Origin of the sequence: Vibrio pectenicida, assembly GCA_024347015.1 — a bacterium.
Taxonomy (GTDB): Bacteria; Pseudomonadota; Gammaproteobacteria; order Enterobacterales; family Vibrionaceae; genus Vibrio; species Vibrio pectenicida.
On record AP024889.1, the window covers coordinates 691,817 to 713,602 of the forward strand.

The 21,786-nt window shown below is 42.1% G+C and carries 16 protein-coding genes; 12 read left to right on the forward strand and 4 right to left on the reverse strand.

The features are described 5' to 3' along the window. Positions 1 to 15: 15 nt before the first annotated feature. From OCV27_RS03220 to OCV27_RS03240, 5 genes are all read left to right on the forward strand, one after another. Complete coding sequence (locus OCV27_RS03220) at positions 16 to 630, forward strand: YfgM family protein (protein ID WP_125320023.1); 615 nt, start codon at positions 16 to 18, stop codon at positions 628 to 630. Between the two features lie 12 nt (positions 631 to 642). Next, positions 643 to 1,803 carry an outer membrane protein assembly factor BamB gene (bamB, locus tag OCV27_RS03225; RefSeq protein WP_125320022.1) on the forward strand — a complete coding sequence of 387 codons (1,161 nt, stop codon included), beginning with the start codon at positions 643 to 645 and terminating at the stop codon, positions 1,801 to 1,803. 169 nt (positions 1,804 to 1,972) lie between these two features. Further along, positions 1,973 to 3,460, forward strand: a complete 1,488-nt coding sequence (der, locus tag OCV27_RS03230) for a ribosome biogenesis GTPase Der (protein WP_125320021.1) — start codon at positions 1,973 to 1,975, stop codon at positions 3,458 to 3,460. A gap of 50 nt (positions 3,461 to 3,510) precedes the next feature. Then, complete coding sequence (locus OCV27_RS03235; RefSeq protein WP_125320020.1) at positions 3,511 to 4,377, forward strand: alanyl-tRNA editing protein; 867 nt, start codon at positions 3,511 to 3,513, stop codon at positions 4,375 to 4,377. Between the two features lie 268 nt (positions 4,378 to 4,645). After that, the gene (locus tag OCV27_RS03240; protein WP_125320019.1) at positions 4,646 to 4,870 is read left to right on the forward strand and encodes a zinc ribbon domain-containing protein; all 225 of its coding nucleotides are present in this window, start codon (positions 4,646 to 4,648) and stop codon (positions 4,868 to 4,870) included. A 78-nt stretch (positions 4,871 to 4,948) separates the two neighbouring features. Here OCV27_RS03240 and xseA read toward each other — a convergent pair whose 3' ends face one another. Then, positions 4,949 to 6,280 carry an exodeoxyribonuclease VII large subunit gene (xseA, locus tag OCV27_RS03245; RefSeq protein ID WP_125320061.1) on the reverse strand — a complete coding sequence of 444 codons (1,332 nt, stop codon included), beginning with the start codon at positions 6,278 to 6,280 and terminating at the stop codon, positions 4,949 to 4,951. A gap of 232 nt (positions 6,281 to 6,512) precedes the next feature. Between xseA and guaB the strand changes: the two genes are divergently transcribed. From guaB to OCV27_RS03260, 3 genes are all read left to right on the forward strand, one after another. Next, positions 6,513 to 7,976 carry an IMP dehydrogenase gene (guaB, locus tag OCV27_RS03250; protein WP_125320018.1) on the forward strand — a complete coding sequence of 488 codons (1,464 nt, stop codon included), beginning with the start codon at positions 6,513 to 6,515 and terminating at the stop codon, positions 7,974 to 7,976. Between the two features lie 153 nt (positions 7,977 to 8,129). Next, positions 8,130 to 9,683, forward strand: a complete 1,554-nt coding sequence (gene guaA, locus OCV27_RS03255) for a glutamine-hydrolyzing GMP synthase (RefSeq protein ID WP_125320017.1) — start codon at positions 8,130 to 8,132, stop codon at positions 9,681 to 9,683. A gap of 251 nt (positions 9,684 to 9,934) precedes the next feature. Further along, the gene (locus OCV27_RS03260) at positions 9,935 to 11,548 is read left to right on the forward strand and encodes a chitinase (protein WP_125320016.1); all 1,614 of its coding nucleotides are present in this window, start codon (positions 9,935 to 9,937) and stop codon (positions 11,546 to 11,548) included. Between the two features lie 82 nt (positions 11,549 to 11,630). On the opposite strand, the gene OCV27_RS03265 is transcribed toward OCV27_RS03260, so the two are convergent. Together OCV27_RS03265 and OCV27_RS03270 are read right to left on the reverse strand one after the other, a co-directional pair. After that, a complete protein-coding gene (locus OCV27_RS03265) occupies positions 11,631 to 13,169 on the reverse strand; it encodes an alanine/glycine:cation symporter family protein (protein WP_125320015.1) in 1,539 nt (512 codons plus the stop codon). A 349-nt stretch (positions 13,170 to 13,518) separates the two neighbouring features. Continuing rightward, a complete protein-coding gene (locus tag OCV27_RS03270) occupies positions 13,519 to 14,781 on the reverse strand; it encodes a D-amino acid dehydrogenase (RefSeq protein WP_125322759.1) in 1,263 nt (420 codons plus the stop codon). 103 nt (positions 14,782 to 14,884) lie between these two features. On the opposite strand from OCV27_RS03270, the gene OCV27_RS03275 reads away from it, so the two are divergent. From OCV27_RS03275 to OCV27_RS03285, 3 genes are all read left to right on the forward strand, one after another. Then, positions 14,885 to 15,781: a LysR substrate-binding domain-containing protein gene (locus OCV27_RS03275; protein WP_125322758.1), complete on the forward strand. Its 897-nt coding sequence runs from the start codon at positions 14,885 to 14,887 to the stop codon at positions 15,779 to 15,781. A 93-nt stretch (positions 15,782 to 15,874) separates the two neighbouring features. Next, on the forward strand, positions 15,875 to 16,852 hold the full coding sequence (locus OCV27_RS03280) for an ion channel (protein WP_125322757.1): 978 nt from the start codon (positions 15,875 to 15,877) through the stop codon (positions 16,850 to 16,852). Between the two features lie 370 nt (positions 16,853 to 17,222). Beyond that, entirely contained in the window at positions 17,223 to 18,197 is a 975-nt protein-coding gene (locus OCV27_RS03285; RefSeq protein WP_125322756.1) for a chemotaxis protein CheV, read from the forward strand. Here the strand turns inward: OCV27_RS03285 and OCV27_RS03290 are convergent. Further along, entirely contained in the window at positions 18,189 to 18,947 is a 759-nt protein-coding gene (locus tag OCV27_RS03290) for a 1-acylglycerol-3-phosphate O-acyltransferase (RefSeq protein ID WP_125322755.1), read from the reverse strand. The genes OCV27_RS03285 and OCV27_RS03290 overlap by 9 nt on opposite strands. Before the next feature lie 442 nt (positions 18,948 to 19,389). Here OCV27_RS03290 and OCV27_RS03295 point away from each other — a divergent pair, with 442 nt between their 5' ends. Beyond that, positions 19,390 to 21,765 carry a S8 family serine peptidase gene (locus tag OCV27_RS03295; RefSeq protein ID WP_125322754.1) on the forward strand — a complete coding sequence of 792 codons (2,376 nt, stop codon included), beginning with the start codon at positions 19,390 to 19,392 and terminating at the stop codon, positions 21,763 to 21,765. The last annotated feature ends 21 nt before the right edge of the window (positions 21,766 to 21,786 follow it).

Below are 21,786 nucleotides of genomic sequence, written 5' to 3' on the forward strand. Positions count from 1 at the left end.
TTATGAGGACAGGAAGTGGAACTCTACGATACTGAAGAACAACAGGTAGAAGCGATCAAAGATTGGTGGAAAGAGAATGGTAAGTCAGTCATTTTAGGCGCTGTCGTTGGTTTGGGAGGTCTGTTTGGTTGGCGTTATTATCAAGATTCAGTGACAGCAGCTCAAGAAAGTGCTTCAGAAAGCTACACTAAGGCTGTTCAGCAACTAGCAGAAAGTGGTGCTGAGGGTGAAGCTGCTTTGCAGGTGTTCATCGATGCAAATAACGATAGCCAATATGCTGTCTTAGCGGCACTTCAGCTGGCGAAAGTGCAAGTTGAAGCTGGAGAGTTTGATGAAGCTTTGGCTCAACTAGAGTGGGCTAAATCTGCTACAGAAGATCAAGCGCTGGTTTCTGTTATTTCGTTTCGTCTTGCTCGCCTAAAGTCAGAGCAGGGTGATTTTGATGATGCATTAACAGAACTATCTGCGATTGATGATGAAAGCTGGGCTGGTAGAGTGGCTGAATTGAAAGGCGATATTCTGCTTCGTAAAGGAGATTCTGAAGGTGCCTATACAGCTTATATTGAAGCACAACAAGCTAAGGATGCAAGCCAGGCATTACAAATGAAACTGGACGATCTGGCTAAGTAAAAGGTGCAATGCATGAAAATAATGCTAAAGCGAGCCATTATAGCTGCGGCAATTGTCGGCATCATCTCAGGGTGTGCTAGCGAAGAAGATACCGTTATTATGGCACCTGTCCCCAAAGTAAAGAGTGAATTTACCCCCAAAAGTCTCTGGAGTAGCAGTGTTGGTGATGGTGTTGGTCAATATTTTTCCAAACTCGCCCCTCAATATGCTTACGACAAAATTTTTGTGGCGAGTCGTGAAGGCGTCGTTAAGGCGTTTAATCCCGAGAGTGGTGGGACACTTTGGAAGCAAGATCTAGAACAAGATGTTCCTGTACGATTGTCGGGTGGCATTACTGCGGGTTACAGTCAGGTTTTTATTGGTAGTGAAAATGGTCAAGTCATTGCGCTTGATGAGGAAACTGGTGCAGTAAACTGGCGCGTTGATGTAGAAGGGGAAGTTCTTGCTGCCCCAGCTACGGATGATAACCTGGTTATGGTTCACACTACAACAGGTATGCTTATCGCACTTGATCAAGCGACGGGTGATGTAAAATGGACGATTAGCACTGAAGTTCCTAACCTGACTTTACGCGGCAATAGTGCACCAGTGACTGTTTCTGGTGGAGTATTCTGGGGAACTGCAGGTGGTCGTTTGGCTGCTGCCATAGTAGAACGTGGTCAATTGATTTGGCAGCAACCGATTGGTACGCCCCAAGGTGCGACAGAAATTGATCGTTTGGTCGATGTTGATGCTTCACCATTATTGCTAGGTAGTATGCTTTATATTGTTGGATTTAATGGGCAATTAACCGCCGTTGATTTGCGCTCAGGTAAACCCATCTGGAAACGTAAATATTCCTCATCAACAAATTTAGCCAGTGACACTAGCCGGATATATTTAGTGACGGATAAAGATCACCTTGTTGCGGTAGATGCGAGAAGTGGTACCGAACTATGGAGCAACGAAAAGCTTGAAAATCGTTTACTGACTGCACCTGCGATCATTGATGATTATCTAGTAGTTGGGGATGTCGAAGGATATCTGCACTGGCTGGATCGAGATTCTGGAGAGTTTGTTGCGCAGCAGAAAATCAATAGTAGTGGTTTTGCTGTTGCTCCAATCTGGGTTGATGATGGTTATGTTGTAGTCACGAGAAATGGGCAAGTAAAGAAACTGACCCTGACTAAGTGATCATGTGATACAATTCACATTCGGCTCCTTTCTGGCGACAGTTGGGGGCCGTTTGTTTGTTTTAGAGATTTGTAGAGTAATGTGGTTATAGGTAAAAAACTCATGGTATGTATCGGATTGAGTTGTTACCTATAACTACATAAAAGAAAAGAATATTGTAGAGGTTGTTATGGTTCCTGTAGTTGCTCTTGTAGGGCGTCCAAACGTTGGTAAATCAACGTTGTTTAACCGATTAACTCGTACTCGCGATGCCTTGGTTGCGGATTTCCCTGGTTTAACTCGTGACCGTAAATATGGACAAGCTAAGCTTGGTGAGCACGAATTTATCGTGATTGATACCGGTGGTATTGATGGCACTGAAGAAGGGGTTGAAACCAAGATGGCTGAGCAGTCGCTTGCCGCGATTGATGAAGCCGATGTTGTGTTGTTTATGGTGGATGGCCGTGCGGGTCTAACACCTGCCGATATTGCAATTTCGAATCATTTAAGAAAGCTTGAAAAGCCTTCAATGCTGGTAGTCAATAAAGTTGATGGCATTGATGCTGATGCAGCTTCCGCTGATTTCTGGCAGTTGGGTGTTGAGCAAATGTATCAAATTGCTGCGACCCATGGCCGTGGTGTCGGGGCTTTGATCGATCGAGCTCTTAACCCATTTGCTGAAAAAATGATAGAAGAAGCCGCAGGTGAAATTGAAGATTTAACAGATTTCGTTGATGAAGATGAAGAGAAGCTAGATTACACCGAAGAAGAAGCAGAAGAAGAGTTTAAGCGTCTACAAGATCAGCCGATAAAATTGGCGATTATTGGTCGTCCTAATGTAGGGAAATCGACCCTAACTAATCGTATTTTGGGTGAAGAGCGTGTAGTTGTATATGATATGCCAGGGACAACTCGTGACTCTATTTATATTCCAATGGAACGTGATGATCGTGAATATGTTCTAATTGATACTGCTGGTGTTCGTCGCCGTAAACGTATCAATGAAACGGTTGAGAAATTTTCGGTCGTTAAAACGTTAAAAGCCGTAGAAGATGCCAACGTAGTTTTACTTGTTATTGATGCACGTGAAAATATTTCAGATCAGGATCTCAGTTTGCTCGGCTTTGCGTTGAACTCGGGTCGTTCTATTGTGATTGCGGTTAATAAGTGGGATGGTTTAGATAGCGATGTCAAAGAGCATGTGAAAAAAGAGCTCGATCGCCGTCTAGGTTTTGTTGATTTCGCACGTATTCACTTTATTTCGGCACTTCACGGTACTGGAGTTGGGCACTTATTTGAATCGGTTCAAGAAGCCTACAAATCAGCGACAACAAGAGTTGGAACGTCTGTATTGACCCGTATCATGAAAATAGCGACAGAAGATCATCAGCCACCTTTGGTTCGTGGTCGTAGAGTGAAGCTTAAGTACGCACATGCAGGTGGGTACAACCCTCCAATTGTGGTAATTCATGGTAATCAGGTTAATGAGTTGCCGGATTCTTATAAGCGTTATCTAATGAATTATTACCGTAAGTCACTCGAGATCATGGGGACACCAATTCGTATTCAGTTCCAAAGTAGTGATAACCCATTTGAAGGTAAATCAAATAAGATGACCCTGTCTCAGGAGCGCAAACGTAAACGACTCATGAGCATGATGAAAAATCGTAAAAAATAGTATTTGAAAGCGCCTTATATAATAGGCGCTTTTTTTTGGAGGAGATATAGATGCCAGTTACGCCAACTATTATCAGTTTTTGCCATGATATTTGGTGTCTTAGTTCACCAGTGCAGATGGTGGAAAGTGATAGCAAGTATTTCTATGTTATAACCCAGACAACACCATTTCATCCTGTGAGCCATATCTGGCCAGATCATCCAGCAGATAGAGGTACATTAGATGAATATCCTGTTATTGACTGCCAAGTAGGGGCCGTTGAGTTATCTAGTGGTCAATTATTCGTTGGTTGTGATATTCCGGTTCGACGTGATGAGAATGGGTGGGCATTTGTTGTTGTTCATTGTTTAGAGAAGGGTTGCGTTAATTTGAGTGTTGGTCAGGAAGTCACTTTGATGGTGGATAAACCTTACCAGCAAACATTAAGCCGAGGACACAGTGCAGGTCATATGGCGTCACTTGCACTCAATAAAGTGCTGGTTGAGCTGGGGTATTGGCGTAAAGATGCTGAACGTAAAGATCCGCATGGTTACTGTGATTTTAACAGTTACGCTCAGCTAACTAGCTTGGTTGGAAAAGACCAATGTGTTGATACCTACCGTTTAGGAAAGACGCTGCGTAAACGTGGCTTAAACAGCGCTGAGCTGTTTAGTACTCTTAACAGGGTAGAGGAACAAGTAAATATTCAACTAGAACAATGGTTAATGCTGAAAACCGAGGTTAATATTAAGTGCTGTGGTGATAGTTTAACAGATTCACGTTATTGGCAATGTGATTTGGGAGAGGGTGTTATTGCTGAAATGCCATGTGGTGGTACTCATGTTCGGAGCTTACAGGAGTTCAAAGAAATTCGTATAACTTTAACTCAATTAGATGAACAGAACATTGAAATGCACACTCATGTATTGGCAATATGATAACTAATGGATCTTTTTATACAATACTGAAAAGTTAGTCTCATTGATTTAATTTTAGATTTTTATCCTTTTTAAAATCCAAATGCAGAATATGTAACTTATGCTTTCGGTGTGTGGTGATATAAATGTTCTTTTATGGCCAGATCGCTGATCAAAATGGATTTAGCCTATGATCGGATAATGATCTCCATGCAGAGTAATATCGATCAAGTACAAACTTAATGTTTCGGTATACGATAGCTAATATTTATCAGGAAACGCTGAAGTTATGAATAAAGAACAGTGCCCCGCTTGTGATTTTGATCTTATCTGGCAGGGAAATTACCATTGTGTGCGGTGCGAAAATGACTTTAACAAACTCGGTTATTGCCTTGATTGTGAAGCTCAGCTTGAAAAACTTCAAGCGTGCGGTGCGAGTAATTATTTCTGTAATCAGTGCAATGAACTGAAGTCTAAATCTCGAGTGAAGTTCTTATTGATTAAACAGACATAAATTTTTGCAAACGTAAGCAAGTGGCGTCGAGTTGTTTGATATTTATAACTGAAACTATGTTAGATAAGTACTTTCTTGCTAAGACACAGTGGAGTGTATTTCACCATCACCTAAACGAGTGATTATTGCATCGCCAGCTTTAACGTCTTTTGTGCTAGTAAGGATGTGGCCCGATGAAGTTTGGGTGATGGAATAGCCGCGTTTCAAAGTGGCTAATGGACTAACTGTATCAAGCTTTTCACCAGCCAAAGATAGTTGATGACGAGATCTAAGCAGTTTTTTTTCCATGCAATCGATGAGTTTTTGCTCGAGCCTTTTTAATGTTGATCTTTGCTCACTCATATGACGAATTGGTGTATGTAACTGCAGTTTATATTGCTGACGTTCAATATTCTGGCGTTGAGACACTAAATAGATGTTCATTGCCCTTTGTAAGCGCGTAGATAACTCATCAAGTTGTTGGTTTTGTCTCTGTAATTGATAAGTAGGGTGCTGACGTTCCAATCGATGCTGCAATGCAGTGGCTGCTTGCTTATATCTGTTTATATAGCTGCTAAAGGCACTTTGTAATCTGTTTTGAAAACTATTGAATGCTTGTAATTTGTGGCTGTTATCACGGCTAACGAGCTCTGCAGCAGCCGATGGTGTTGCTGCGCGTAGATCGGCTACGAAATCACTGATGGTAACATCAATTTCATGCCCAACAGCACTGATCACTGGGATTTGACTTGCTGCAATAGTGCGAGCAACTATTTCATGGTTAAAACACCATAGATCCTCAAGAGAGCCTCCTCCACGACCAACAATTAATACATCGCATTCTTTACGGCTGTTAGCACATCCTATTGCTTGAGCAATCTGAATAGCCGCATCTTCTCCTTGTACTACAGTCGGGTAAATAATGACATCAAGTGAAGGATCGCGACGCTTAAGTACATTGAGGATATCAAACAGTGCCGCTCCAGTTTTTGAAGTAATAATACCAACACATCTGGGGTGTTCTGGCAGTGGTTGTTTGCTGCTATGAGCAAATAATCCCTCGCTTGCCAACTTGATTTTAAGCTCTTCAAATTGTTGTTGCAGACGCCCATCTCCCTCTGGCTGCATACTCTCTATGATTAATTGGTAATCACCGCGAGGTTCATATAGTGATAGCCGCGCTTTGACGAGTACTTGATGACCGTTCTGAGGTTTAAAGGTGACACGACGATTGTTGCCACGGAACATTGCACATTTGACTTGGGCACGGGAGTCTTTAAGAGTGAGGTACCAGTGACCAGAAGCGGGGGCTGAGAAATTGGATATTTCACCTAAAAGCCAAACTATGCCGATTTCATTTTCGAGTAAAAGACGAACTTCAGAGTTTAGACGAGAAACAGTAAAGATATTTTGGTTACTGACAGATGACACCATGAGTCTCATAGGCGTGAGTATGGAAGTTAGCGGCAATATAATACATAGCAAGGGGGGGAATGCAAGAAAAAAATTAAAAAAAATATAGTAAAACGATTGCGTTAGCCGTATAATCCCACCGCAATATCTAATCCAAATGCAGTAAAGCTTAATGGCTAACTGCTCTCATTATGCGAAACGATGATGATAGGATTACTCTTTTTACTCCTTTAATTGTGAGATATTGCAAATGCTAAGAATTGCCAAAGAAGCGCTGACATTCGATGATGTATTGCTAGTGCCAGCACACTCCACTGTTCTCCCAAATACAGCTGATCTTCGCACTCAGCTGACGAAAAACATCACTCTAAATATACCAATGATTTCGGCGTCTATGGACACTGTGACCGAAGCTCGCTTAGCTATAGCACTTGCTCAAGAAGGTGGTATCGGCTTTATCCATAAGAATATGTCGATTGAGCAGCAAGCTCATATGGTTCACCAAGTGAAAATTTATGAAGCTGGCGTAGTCTCTCATCCGGTTACAGTAAACCCGGATGCCACGATTGCGGATGTTATTGCCCTGACAGAAAAACATGGTTTTGCCGGTTTTCCAGTTGTGACTGATACCAAGGAATTGGTAGGCATTATTACAGGTCGAGATGTGAGATTTGTTACCGATTTAACGAAGAAAGTTAAAGTGGTAATGACACCTAAAGAGCGTTTGGCTTCAGTAAGAGAAGGTGCTACTCGTGAAGACGTTCAAGAGAAGATGCATGAAGCTCGCGTAGAAAAAGTATTGGTTGTTAACGGTGAATTCCAACTGACCGGGATGATCACAGCAAAAGATTTTCATAAAGCAGAGCGTAAACCTAACGCATGTAAAGATGAGCAAGGGCGTTTACGCGTTGGCGCGGCAGTAGGTGCTGGTGCGGGTAACGAAGAACGCGTAGCAGCATTGGTTGAAGCTGGCGTTGATGTTCTACTTATTGATTCTTCTCATGGTCATTCGGAAGGGGTTCTTAATCGTATTCGTGAAACTCGTGCTGCTTATCCAGATTTAGATATCATTGGTGGTAATGTTGCCACTAGTGCTGGTGCACTTGCGTTGATTGAAGCTGGAGTCAGTGCGGTAAAAGTGGGGATTGGCCCAGGTTCTATTTGTACGACTCGTATAGTTACTGGTGTCGGAGTGCCACAAGTCACGGCTATTGCTGATGCGGCAGCGGTTGCAAATGAATACGGTATCCCTGTTATTGCTGATGGCGGCATTCGTTTCTCTGGTGATATCTGTAAAGCTATTGTCGCTGGCGCTTCGTGTGTCATGGTGGGTTCTATGTTTGCTGGTACAGAAGAAGCCCCTGGTGAGGTCATTTTATATAATGGTCGTTCATATAAAGCATATCGTGGTATGGGTTCTTTGGGAGCTATGTCTCAAGGCTCTTCTGATCGATATTTCCAATCAGATAATGCGGCGGATAAGCTAGTTCCTGAAGGTATTGAAGGCCGAATTGCATATAAAGGTCGTTTAAAAGAGATTGTTCATCAACAAATAGGCGGTTTGCGTTCAAGTATGGGTCTGACTGGTAGCCCTACGATTGAAGATATGCGCACTAAAGCTGAGTTTGTTCGAATCTCTGGTGCTGGAATGAAAGAATCCCACGTACACGATGTTCAAATTACTAAGGAAGCGCCTAACTACCGTTTGGGATAATGACTACTGACTGCCCCCATACATGTGGATAAGGCAGACTCGGGAATATTTAAATCAATCTCAAGCAAAAATGTTTATTTTTCCTTGGTAGATCAATTTAGAGGCGACTTTGCTCGCCTCAGTTTAATAACAAAGCTTATAAGACTGTTCAAAATGACTAAAAATATCCATGACCAACGTATTCTGATCTTGGACTTCGGTTCTCAATACACTCAACTTGTTGCTCGCCGCGTCCGTGAAATCGGCGTTTACTGTGAGCTGTGGAGCTGGGATGTCGATGAGTCTGATATTCGTGAATTTAACCCAAACGGAATCATCCTCTCGGGTGGGCCAGAAAGTGTTACAGAAGGTAATTCACCACGCGCGCCCCAATATGTTTTTGACTCAGGAGTACCTGTGCTTGGCGTATGCTACGGCATGCAAACCATGGCTGAGCAGTTAGGTGGTAAAGTGTCTACGTCTGAAGAGCGTGAATTTGGCTATGCTGCTGTTCAAGTATCTGGTGAGTCTTCTATTTTCAAAGATCTTGAAGCAACTCAAGATGTTTGGATGAGCCATGGTGATAAAGTAGTCGATCTTCCAGTGGGGTTTGTTAAAGTTGGTGACACAGAAACTTGCCCTTACGCTGCAATAGCAAATGAAGATAAGAGGTATTTCGGAGTTCAATTTCATCCTGAAGTAACGCATACAAAACATGGTTTGCAAATACTAGAGAACTTTATTCTTGGTGTATGTGGCTGTGAACGTCTTTGGACTTCTGGATCTATTATTGAAGATGCCGTTGCGCGTATTAAAGAACAGGTTGGTGGTGATGAGGTTATCCTAGGCCTATCTGGTGGTGTTGATTCTTCTGTTGTTGCCATGCTAGTTCACCGTGCAATTGGTGACAGATTAACTTGTGTATTTGTCGATAATGGCTTGCTTCGTTTAAACGAAGGTCAGCAAGTTATGGATATGTTTGGTGATAAGTTTGGGCTTAACATCATTAAAGTTAATGCTGAAAATAGATTCTTAACAGCACTTGAAGGCAAGTCTGATCCAGAAGATAAGCGTAAGGCTATCGGCCATGTGTTTGTGGATGTATTTGACGAGGAATCCAAGAAGCTTAAAAACGCTAAATGGCTAGCTCAAGGAACAATTTACCCTGACGTGATTGAATCTGCGGCATCTAAAACGGGTAAAGCGCATGTGATCAAATCTCATCATAATGTCGGTGGCTTGCCTGATGACATGGAGATGGGGCTTGTTGAACCACTTCGTGAATTGTTTAAAGATGAAGTACGTAAGATTGGCTTAGAACTTGGTTTGCCTTACGACATGCTTTATCGACATCCATTCCCAGGACCAGGCTTAGGCGTGCGCGTGCTTGGTGAGGTTAAGAAAGAGTATTGCGATTTACTTCGCCGAGCGGATGCGATTTTTATTGAAGAACTTCATGCTGCGGATTTATATCATAAAGTATCTCAGGCCTTTACCGTATTCTTGCCAGTTCGCTCTGTCGGTGTAATGGGGGATGGACGCAAATACGACTGGGTTGTTTCTTTGCGAGCTGTAGAAACCATTGACTTTATGACAGCGCATTGGGCCCACCTACCTTATGATTTCCTAGGTAAGGTTTCTAACCGCATTATCAATGAAATTGATGGTATTTCACGTGTAGTTTACGACATATCAGGTAAACCACCAGCCACGATTGAATGGGAATAATTTCAGACTTATTTGTTCTTTTTTAAGCTAGCTTTGATGCTGGCTTTTTTGTATATGCTTACTTTTTGTTACTCTATTTAATTGATTGTATTTTTGAAGCCAGTTTGCATTTTTGGTCGCTAGCAAAGCTTTATCCCTCCTCACAACCTCAAGATCACTCGCAACTTAAGCTTAGGTTAATGCTTATGTGGTGAATATTTTTATTGCCTTTTCTAATCTTTTCTTGCCTCTTATTAACAAGGAAAAGTGTGATGAGAAAAGCAAGTTACTTGGTTGCTACCTTATGTGTGTATGCTACCTCTCCAAGTTGGGCTGCAATAAATATTCAGCCAGATCCGCTTAATCCAACTGGGTACGTTATTAAACGTTCTGATATTGAAGCGGTAGAGCAAGAACAGACTTCGAACCCCATGTACCAAGTTTGGTCTCAAGCGCTTGGGACGGTACCTAACGATATTGTTGAAGCGATAGAACCTGGTTTAGACAGTAACCCGAGTAACGTAAAACGTGCAGAAAGAGTATTTCCAAAGCAGGAGTGGGACTTTCTTACTCATATGGCAACGTTTGAATATAGCTATATTCGGTTCTTACGTGCAATAGGCAAGTTTCCAGCATTTTGTGGTTTGTACACGGATGGAAGAGATGCGGATGCGATTTGTAAGCGCTCGATTGTAACGGCATTTGCTCATTTTGCTCAGGAAACTGGCGGACATATTGCTAAAGATAACACTTCTGATAATCCACTTGGATTAGAAGAATGGCAGCAAGCTTTAGTTCATGTGCGAGAAATGGGGTGGTCTGAAGGTGATGTCGGATACACGACAGGTTGCGGTCAGAATAATTGGCAGAATAGAAAGTGGCCATGTGGTGCTGGGCAGGGGTATTTCGGGCGAGGTGCAAAGCAATTGTCCTATCATTTCAACTATGGGGCTTTTTCAGAGGTCATGTTTGCAGGGGATGCAACAGTCTTACTCAATAACCCCGGTTTAGTTGCAGATTCATGGCTTAATCTTGCTTCTGCAATCTGGTTTTTTCTGACCCCACAAGCTCCCAAACCCGCAATGCTACATGTGATTGATGGAACTTGGCAGCCATCTCAGCGAGAGATTGATGCCGGTATTGGGTATGGTTTTGGCACCACCATAAATATCATCAATGGGGGAATAGAGTGCGGGGCGCAGAATAAAGATAAAGGCCAGCCAGTCAATCGAATAAAATACTGGCAGGGTTTATCGTCTCATTATCAGATCCCTCTCAGTCTTGATGAAAAAGATACCTGTTGGCAGCAAACCCCATATGGTAGCCTCAACCTTGATGGGGCTGAAGATGTGCTTTACACCAATTGGGATGGTAACTGGAAATATTACCCTAATCGTCCCGCGGGCTATTCATTTGAATGTGAGCTAGTTGGTTTTCAAACCGCGTATTCAGCCCTTGTCGCTGGTGATTATGAAAAATGCGTCACTAACTTCTATAAGTCTCATACTCAGTGGCCAGAGGTTCGCATTGTTGACCAACTTGATGTCCCTGATCCTAATAAAGGCAAGGAATGGAATGTTAACAAGCAATATATGGCGGGTGAAGAAGTCAATTACAAGAAAAATACATACCAAGCCAAGTGGTGGACAAAAGGAGATAGACCAGATTTAGGTGGGCCTTGGGAGGAAATGTTAGATGGGCCAACAAAGCCAAATCCAAGTGAGTTTATTCCTTGGCAAGATGGAGTCACTCAGGTGAGCGATGGAGATAAAGTGATTCACAATGGAAAATGCTTTAGTGCTAAAAATGGACCAGGAGTGTGGGATACGCCCCTTCAGTCAAATTGGTTCTGGGATGAAATTCAGTGCCCATCGTTTGAACTTTAAAGGCTTTTCGTACGGGAAAATATAAAGGGGTTAACACATTGCTAACCCCTTTTTTACCACTGCTTTTATCTTAATTAGTGTCCTAGGTAGAGGGTTGCTCTACCGGTTTGGACTCGACTTCTGCTGTAGGTTCTTTACCTGTCTTACGACGGTATTTATCTTCCCAGTAATCAGCACCTTTTATACCAAGTTTAACAGGGTTGAATATGTATTCAGTTACGCCTTGTTTCTGCTGTTCTTCATAGTCATGCAAGGCTTTTAGTGCAGGCTTTGCCATAAAGAAAATAGTCAGAATACCGACAATGTTTAACCATGCCATAAGGCCAACACCGACATCACCCATCGCCCATGCTAAGTTGGCAGTCTTAACTGTACCGTAGAACACAACCGCAACAAGTGCCACTTTTAGCATAAACATCAATCCATTAACTTTGATATGACGACGGATATAGGCCACATTTGTTTCAGCTATGTAGTAATAGGCAAGAATTGTTGTAAAGGCGAAGAAGAACAAAGCAACAGCAATAAATGGTTTTCCTATACCAGGAAGAGCACTTTCGATCGCCATTTGAGTGAACATTGGACCATTGGCCGCGATGTCAGAAGCCACATTTTGTATCAGGAAGCCTTCTGCTCCATGTACATTGTATGCACCGGTAATAATGATCATAAAGGCCGTTGCTGAACACACTAGTAAGGTATCAATGTAGATAGAGAATGATTGTACTAAACCTTGTTGAGCTGGATGGTCAACACTTGCCGCGGCCGCAGCATGAGGCCCTGTACCTTGGCCTGCTTCATTAGAATAAACGCCGCGTTTAACTCCCCAACCGATGGCTGCACCAGCGCCAGCCATTGGAGTAAAGGCATCTCCAATGATCATAGAGAAGACCATAGGTACTTGCTCAATGTTGAGCAAGATAATCACGAATGCAGTGATTATGTATGCAAGTGCCATGAACGGAACAACAATTTGAGTAAAGTTGGCAATTCGCTTCACACCGCCGAAAATGATGAATGCTAGAATGACTGATATTACAGTGCCAGTGAAAATTTTGGCAAAACTAAAGGTCCCTATTGCAGTTTCGACCATCCCACCAGAACCAAATGCTCCCTCAACAGCATTTCCAATACTGTTTGACTGCACCCCGGGTAGTAAGAATCCACAAGCAAAAATAGTTGCGATTGCGAATATCCATGCATACCATTTTTGGCCCATGGCTTTTTCTATGTAATAGGCTGGGCCACCACGAAATTCGCCGTTATCTTCTTCTTTATAGATTTGAGCTAGAGTCGACTCGGCATAAGCGGTGGCCGCTCCAAAAAATGCCACCACCCACATCCAAAACACCGCTCCTGGCCCACCAAAGCCAATTGCAGCAGCAACACCGGCAATATTTCCTGTCCCTACACGCCCAGATAGCGACACTGCAAGTGCTTGAAAAGAAGAAATCCCTTTGGACGAACTTTTTCCTGAGAGGAGGAGTCGCCACATTTCGCCAAAGTGGCGAATTTGAACAAATCGAGTCATGATTGAGTAGAACAACCCTGATCCCAAACATAGATAAATCAATGCTGGGCTCCAGATAATTCCATTCAGAAAATCAACTAATGACTGCATAAGTATTTTCCCTGTTTTATTTTAGTTAGTGGTTTTTCGCACTGGATATTAACCTTTTTGTAACTTTAGTGTTAAATATTTTGTGTTATAAAGTTGTTTTGCGTGAAGTCAGGCACAAAATGCTAGGCAAACGTTAAACCAGCCAATATCTATACATAGAGATAAAAAGTTGTAGGGAGTGGTTAATATTTGTTCGGAATTCGTAAGCTTATTTATGTAGATTGTCATTTTTGATTTCTACATAAAAGATATTATAATTCAATTATTTGCTATATTTTACTAGTAGCATTATAAATCCTGAGGGTATAGTGTGTGAAACATTTATTTAACACTCTTTGTATGGTTAAACTCAAGAATATTCATTTATGTAGCGATGCATATTTAGTTGGTTATATTTTTTTACTGATGGTTGAGTAATAATTTGCGTTAGTATATCGGCAGAACCACAGGCCATTGTCCAGCCTAAAGTGCCATGTCCGGTATTTGTAAATAGATTCTTGATTGGGGTGCTACCAATAATTGGTGTTCCATCGGGAGTCATAGGACGAAATCCTGTCCAATATTCTGCTTTTGATAAGTCGGCCCCATTAGGGAATAAATTCGTTACAACATGATTTAATGTTGCAATTCGTTTGTTCGGTAAAGATGAATCAAACCCTGCAAGTTCTGCTGTACCAGCGACTCGTATTCTTTGATCGAATCGTGTAACGGCAACCTTGTAAGTCTCGTCCATAATGGTTGATTTTGGCGCATGGCTATCGTTTAGGATGGGCAAAGTAAGTGAATAGCCTTTTACAGGATACAGAGGGAGTTGTATGCCTACCTGTTTAAGAAGTTCTTTAGAGTAGCTTCCCAGCGCCACAACAAATTTATCTGCTGTATACTCACCTTGAGAAGTGCTCACGCTATGAATTTTATTTTTATTAAAGTTTAAGTGCCAAACGTCAGTATCAAAATTAAACGTAACACCAGCTTTTTGAGCCATAGTTTGCAATTGCTGGCAAAATAAATGGCAGTCACCAGTCTGGTCGTCAGGCAGGTATAAACCACCCGCTAGTTTTCCGTGCATATTAGCAAGCCCAGGTTCTTGATTAAGGCACTCCTTACTGTCGAGCAATTGGTAACGTGTTCCACTTTCTTTTAGTAGCGAGATATCCTTTTCTAGCGCGCGCATTTGTTTCTTGGTGCGAAATACTTGCAAGGTTCCTTGGCTTCTCCCTTGGTAGTTCATCTTATAGTTCTTATTTAATTCTGCTAAACACTGGCGACTATGTAATGAGATTTTCAGCATACGAGCTTTGTTGACTCGATATCGCTCTAGGTTGCATTGGAGTAGCATTTGGCTTGACCAGCCTAGCAGATCTAGGTTTAGGCTGGGCTTTACTTTAAAAGGGGCGTGTTTTGATATCAGCCATTTGATAGCTTTGAGTGGTATCCCCGGAGCAGCCCAAGGAGAAGAGTAGCCGTATGATATTTGACCTGCATTAGCAAAGCTTGTTTCTTGTGCAGAGCGAGGTTGTCTATCTATCATTGTTACATCACAACCAGCCTGAGATAGGTACCATGCGCTAGTTAAACCGATAACACCACTTCCTAAAATAATGACTTTCACAATACTTTCTCCCTACGGCTTTACTTTACTCTGCTGTGTTTACATCTGAGTAACAATCGATGAAAATTAATATCATGTTTTAGAAAAACTAAAAGCTATGCAAATGAAGCCTTATTTACTCAATGGTATTAATTTGGTGAGCGTTCTGGCTCAACATAAAAGTTTGACTAGTGCTGCAAGTGAGTTGAATATCACTACTGGGGCGGTAAGCCAGCAACTCCAGTTGGTCGAAGAACGACTAGGCTTTTTGGTTTTTGAGCGTCATGCTCGAGGTATACGTTTAACCACTCTTGGACAGAAGTTAGTGGAATCTGTGAGCCCACATTTAGTCGCAATTGAAGACAGCGTTTATCAATTGAGCAACGAAAGATCCAATCAGCCGATTAGATTGAAGTTAACCCCTTCGCTCGCTTTTAAATGGCTGGTACCACGCTTAGATGATTTTCAGAAAAGTCATCCAGATATTCAGATACAGATGTTTGCTGAAGGCGCTTTAGTTAATAGTACTAGTCGAGATTATGATATAGCGATTGACTATGGACCACTGCCTTACAAGCTTAATAATGCAGAATTGTTGATGGAAGAGTCGCTTGTGCCGGTGATGAGCCCTGATTATTTGCATAGTACTTTCAGTTCTTGTAGTTCTATACCGGATTTAGTCTGGAAAAACGTTACTTTACTTCATGATGCAATGCCTTGGGAAGGAGCCCTAAAGGAACAAGAGTGGCACTATTGGGCAGCAAAGCATAAGTTGGATTTGGACGTGACTCGAGGACATTTCTTTAACAGGACTGATATGGCTATGGCAGCTGCTGAAGCTGGTGTAGGGGTGGCTCTTGCCCGTAAAGCTTTGCTTGGAGATGAAATCACTCAGAAGAGGTTAGTTACCCCATATTCCGCTATTAGAGCTGGTGCAGGATATTTTATTATTACTCATTCTAATACTCCAGATACCCACTTGTTTAAACTTTGGCTGCAACAACAAGCCGTTATTGATTAATGTGTAAATATAATTTGCGAGTACATAAGTGCCCACTACAATTAATGGTATCAGTAAATGTCAGTTTACTGACGCGCTTACAGGGCAGTTTATATGGAATCGACCCAAAGCCAATGCAGCTATCAAAATCCTGATGGCTGGTGCTGCGATCAACCGTGTGGGGATTCTGGTCTATGTTACTGGCATGACCCCAAAGTCGATAAAAGCAATGATGATGTAAAAGACAAGGTTGAGCAATGGGCTGCAGAAGGTAAACCTTTAGACGGATTTCAGTTGGCAAGAACGAACTTATTAGACATAAACCTGGTAAACCGAGGTAACAAGGATGGCTATTTATGCCGTGATGTGGACTTTTATCGTGCTGATTTAACAGATGCTCACTTTTTTGGCCTTGATTTGAGGGGATCATCTATGATGAAAACCAAGATGGTGGGTGCTAATCTCCACTGTGCTCAGTTGGATCATTGTAATTTGCTGGGAGCTGATCTAGATAGAGCCAAGTTAGAGAATGTGAAATGGGGGCGCTACATAAAGCAAGAAGAGCAAGTCAGAGAAGCGCGAAAAGCACGTCAATATGACAGAGTCACCCCCTTGTATCAGGAAGCGGAGGAAGTGTGCCGTAACATTCGTAAGCAATGCGAAACGCAGGGTTTGTTTGAGATAGCAGGTGATTTTTTTAAGCGTGAGATGCGTTTTAGGCGTTATCAGATGCCCAGATTATGTGTCAAAAGAATTGTGTCTAAAACCGTCGATCTTTTTTGTGGTTATGGTGAAGATCCTATGAGGGTCGTTGGCTTTTCCATGTTTCTGATATTGGTATGTGCTTTAGCCTACTTTTTTCTCGATACAACAAGTGCGCATCCCATATATGAAGAGCTCAGTGGTTGGCAGTTTTATTTATTTGAGTTTTTTAATTCGCTGTACTTTAGCGTGGTGACATTTACTACACTTGGTTATGGAGACATCTCTCCAGTTGGTTTTGCGAGGTTTGTCGCTGCATTAGAAGCTTTTCTTGGCAGCTTTACCATGGCGTTATTTGTGGTGGTTTTTGTTAAGAAAATGACACGTTAAGTTGACTGATGAATATTGGCGAATAAAGATTTAACGGTCATTTTTCTGATAGAGTTCAAGCTAATGTTTAAATATTTAGAATGTAAATGTTTAATTAATAACCTGTTTTACGCAACTGAGGAAAGTTTACCGAGCGAGGTTTATACTTGGAGAGGAAGCTAAGATCTCATCATAGTGTGAGCAAGGCAGGAGCTTACGGTGATATTGACGAATTATTCTAGTATTTATAGTGATAGATGAGATAGTTTACTTCTACCCCACATTCATTTGCTGGGTAAATGAATGTGGGGTAGCACAAAGAAGGCAGTTACGTGGGCTTGTGATAACCCAACGTACATGTAATTGATACCGAGAATGAGTAAAACCCATTATGAGCACTTCAAGCAGTACAATTCTTACGGAAAGTGGCACCAATGAACTTGAAATTATTGAATTTCATTTGGTTAAGCAGATGCCAGATGGCTCGAAAAAAACCTGTTATTACGGTATTAACGTTGCCAAAGTGCGCGAAGTTATTCAAGTTCCTGAAACATCAGACTACCCAAATGCTCAGCCACACATGGTAGGAGTATTTTCTTCCCGAGATATTTTGACTCCTCTTGTCGATTTAGCGGGTTGGCTGGGAGTGCCTACGAGTCAGGAACTTGATAAGAAGTTTGTTATCGTGACAGACTTTAACCGTATGACCAATGGATTTTTAATAGATAGTATCAGCCGTATTCACCGGATATCTTGGAATGATGTTGAATCTCCAAGCCAGTTCCTTGAAGCTGGAGAGCAAGATTGTGTCGTAGCCGTGGTACGTAAAGAACAAAACCTAATAATGATTCTCGACTTTGAAAAAATCATTGCTGATATAAATCCAGAACTGAGTATGGAAAAATACGATGTTACTATGGATAAAAGTGTTGATCTTAACCAGAAAATGATTACTAAACGTAATGCGAAAACCATTATGGTTGTGGACGATTCTGCATTCATTCGTAATCTCATTCTAGAAACATTGAGCTCAGCAGGTTACAACACCATTGCTTGTAAAGATGGTGGTGAAGCGCACGACAAGCTAACAGAACTTGCTGAAACGGCAAAAAAAGAAGATGTCCTTGTGACTGAATTTGTTGACGCTGTTGTGAGTGATGTTGAAATGCCGCGTATGGATGGTATGCACCTAGTTAAGAGGCTGCGTGAAGCTGATGTCTATAAAGAACTGCCTATTGTCATGTTTTCCTCATTGATGAGTGATGATAATCGTGAGAAAGCTTTAGCCTTGGGTGCCAACGACACCCTTACTAAACCTGAGATCGGCCGTATGGTGGCATTAATGGATCAATTTATCTTAAACTAATTGTGTTTTATCAGAACGGCTTTTATCTTCTTCTAGCTGGGCAACTTCTTTGTCCAGCTCTGATATTTTAGCGGCCATCAGCGTATGGCAATGCAGCGCTAGTTTACGAGCATCTTCCAATTTGTAATTAGAGACATCAATTGGCTCAAGCATCTCCGCAATGACAATTCCGTTACCTCTTCGGTTGAGATCAATCTTGCCATGAGTGGTACTGACACACATTGGAGTGATAGGTACGCCAGCTTCTATTGCCATTCTAAATGCGCCTGTTTTAAACGGTAGTAAGCCTTTACCGTTGCTTCTAGTGCCTTCTGGGTAGACCCAAACTGACAGATCTCTTTGATGTATAGCTTCTACTACTTGCTTGATAGTACTTCTTGCTTGAGATTTATTTTCTCTGTTGATCAATATATTGCCTGTGATCCAATATAATTGACCAAAGAAGGGTAACCAAAGCAAATCCTTTTTTCCTAGTGTTACAGTTCTTGGTCTAAGCATGCCTGGATCTGTCACAAAGTCATAGATGCTTTGATGATTGGAAATATAAACACTCTTTTCTGGTGTTGGCGATTTCTCAAGGCCTCTGTGTATCAGTTCTACACCGACTATTTTTTGTAACTGATTAAACCAGCGGCAGAAAAAGTATACGTGTTTTGGATTTCTTGGGCTAAACAAGCAGTACACCAAAGCAAACAGTGTGGTGAAGACAATAAAAACTGCAGTCAGAATCAGGCGAATAATAGCAAGCAAAAGACTTTCCTCATTGAGTATGGACGTGCTGCACTATGAATACTATTTAGGCAGCTATCGCTTAGGCTCTATTTAACCACATTAGAGTGTTTCTAGGCGAGATCGTTTTAAACATCCCCTCTCTTGATAGTTAAATTCAGCATCTGTTCAATTTAGTGTTGGTAAGCTTAACCCCTATTTGTGGAATAAAAGCTCAACTAGATGTTGCTATTATCTACTTTTTGTTGACTAAAGTCTCATTTTTTTACAGGCGGGTGTATTTTTTGGTGTTAACTTATTTAGTTGGTTAATTGATTTAGTGCCTATTTATGATGTTTATATTTTATAAAATGTTGGTTGTTTTGTGAGCGTCCTTTATAGCTAAGATTCTTCTGAAAAGTCGATATGACTGACGACTCATGGGAATAAAACGAATAAAAATAGCTCAAAAGGATCAGAGCAGATGCACAACATAATAAATAAAACCAAAGGAATGTTTATCCTGTCATCGATGGTTGTGGCAGTGGTAATGGCTAGCATGACGTCTGTTTCGTTAGCGAATGTAATGGAGTTTAATGAGGTTAACCTCCCCACTAAATACATTGTTAAATTTAAAGATACCCCACCAACACCGATGAGAATGTCACGCTCACTACAGCCTGCATCTCAATCTCATAAGAGCCTACTTGAGGAAGCTAAAGCCCGAGAAATAGAGAGTTTGGGTGATCCTTCCATGTTCAGTATCGAAATGGACAAGCAGCAAGTGTCTAAGCTGCAAGAGAATCGTCAAGTTGAATATGTTGAAGTAGATCCACCGCGTTACCTTCTCAGTGAAACAATTCCTTGGGGCTATACAGCCGTTAAGGCCCAGTTACTAAGTGATGAGAATACGGGAAATCGCACCATATGTATTATCGACTCTGGTTATGATATGACTCATCATGATCTCAGTGGTAACCGAGTCAGTGGTAGTGATGACAGTGGTACAGGGTCATGGAAGTTTCCCGGAGCTGGTAATGCGCATGGTACGCATGTCGCTGGGACCATTGCCGCAATTGCTAATGGTGAGGGCGTGAAGGGAGTCATGTCAAACCAAAATGTCAATTTACACATAGTTAAGGTATTTAACGAGTCAGGTTGGGGCTATTCATCGAGTTTTGTTAAAGCTGTTCAAATCTGTGCTGACAATGGTGCCAACGTAGTCAATATGAGCTTAGGTGGTAGTATTTCAAGCCGGACAGAGCGCGATGTTTTGCAATCTTTGTATGATGATGGCGTGCTTTTGATTGCCGCATCTGGGAATGGTGGTAATGCAATGCATAGCTACCCTGCTTCTTATGATGCTGTGATGTCTATAGCGGCTGTCGATAATAAAAATCACCATGCGGCATTTTCGCAAGCGACTGATCAGGTGGATGTTGCTGCGCCGGGAATGGCGGTCTTGTCTACCGTAACTATGGGCGAGGGGGTACTTGCCGATATTCGATCGAGTGATGGTCACTATTTTGCACGCGGAGTTGTCCCTCACAACCGTAAAGTGTTACGAGTGCCAGAAAACCCACTCGATCCTTATAAATCAGATCCTGTAGCAGGTAGCGTAACCGCGCCACTTGCTTTGTGTGATGTGTCATCTGGCAATTATGACTGTGGAGATATGTCTGAAAAGATATGTTTAGTTGAACGAATTGAGAATCAAGCGTCAGGTTTTAGGCCGGAAATTAACCCAGTAAAAGCGTGTTATCAAGCTGGCGCTAAAGCGGCAATCGTCTTTAGTAACCAAGCCCTTCCAGGCTTGCAAAATCCTTTTGTGCTTGATGAAGATGATATTTATCACTTAGTGTCTGTGACGGTGGACCGTCAATTAGGACTAGAGCTTGCAGAGAAAATCACTCAGACAGTGACGGTTAAAACAACCATGGGTGAGAATTATCAATATTACAACGGAACCTCGATGGCTGCGCCTTATGTTGCAGGCGTTGCGGGGCTAGTTTGGAGTTATCATCCCAAATGTACTGCTCAGCAAGTGCGTAGAGCTTTGACAATAACGGCTACTGATCTCGACTCACAAGGGCGTGATAATCGCACCGGTTATGGTTTGGTTAACGCACAAGCAGCCAAGGCTTATCTTGATATTGGTTGTAACGGCCCTGATGCGGGGAATAAAGTATTGGACAATGGCGTAGCTAAGCAAGAGTTATTTGGTGAAAGTAAATCAAGCAACGTATATACCTTCGATGTTCCTGACAGCGCAACAAAGGCGACTTTCGAGCTTAGCGGAGGGATTGGAGATGTTGATATCTATGTGCGATTTAATGGCATACCGACAAAGAGTGCTCATGATTGCAGCTCAAAGGAAGAAGGTACTAGCGAGGCTTGTGTCCTTGATGTGACAGAAGCCGGTACATACCAAGTGCTAATCTACGGATATAAAGCGTATCAGGGGGTAACTTTGATCGCTACCCATAACGGTGAGGTGGTTGATAAGACGGTACCAACTCAATATACCAATGCCGACGTTATGGAAATACCAGACCAAAGTGAGGCTGGCGTTATTAGTGAGATTGACGTGCAGCACGCGGGGGATGCAGGTTTAGTGTCTATCGAGGTTGATATCAGCCATGGTTATATTGGCGATTTACAGGTAACGCTAGAGTCACCTTCAGGTAAGATAGTTGTATTACATAACAAAACCGGAGGCGCTCTTAAGTCGATAACAGAAACCTATCACGAGGACTTTACTGGTTCTGACTCTCAAGGTATATGGAAGCTAAAAGCGGTCGATAATTCTTCTTGGCATACCGGGCAAATTAATCGTTGGTCTCTGTCTTTTGGAGCCTAGTTTTTTGAGTAGGGAGATAAA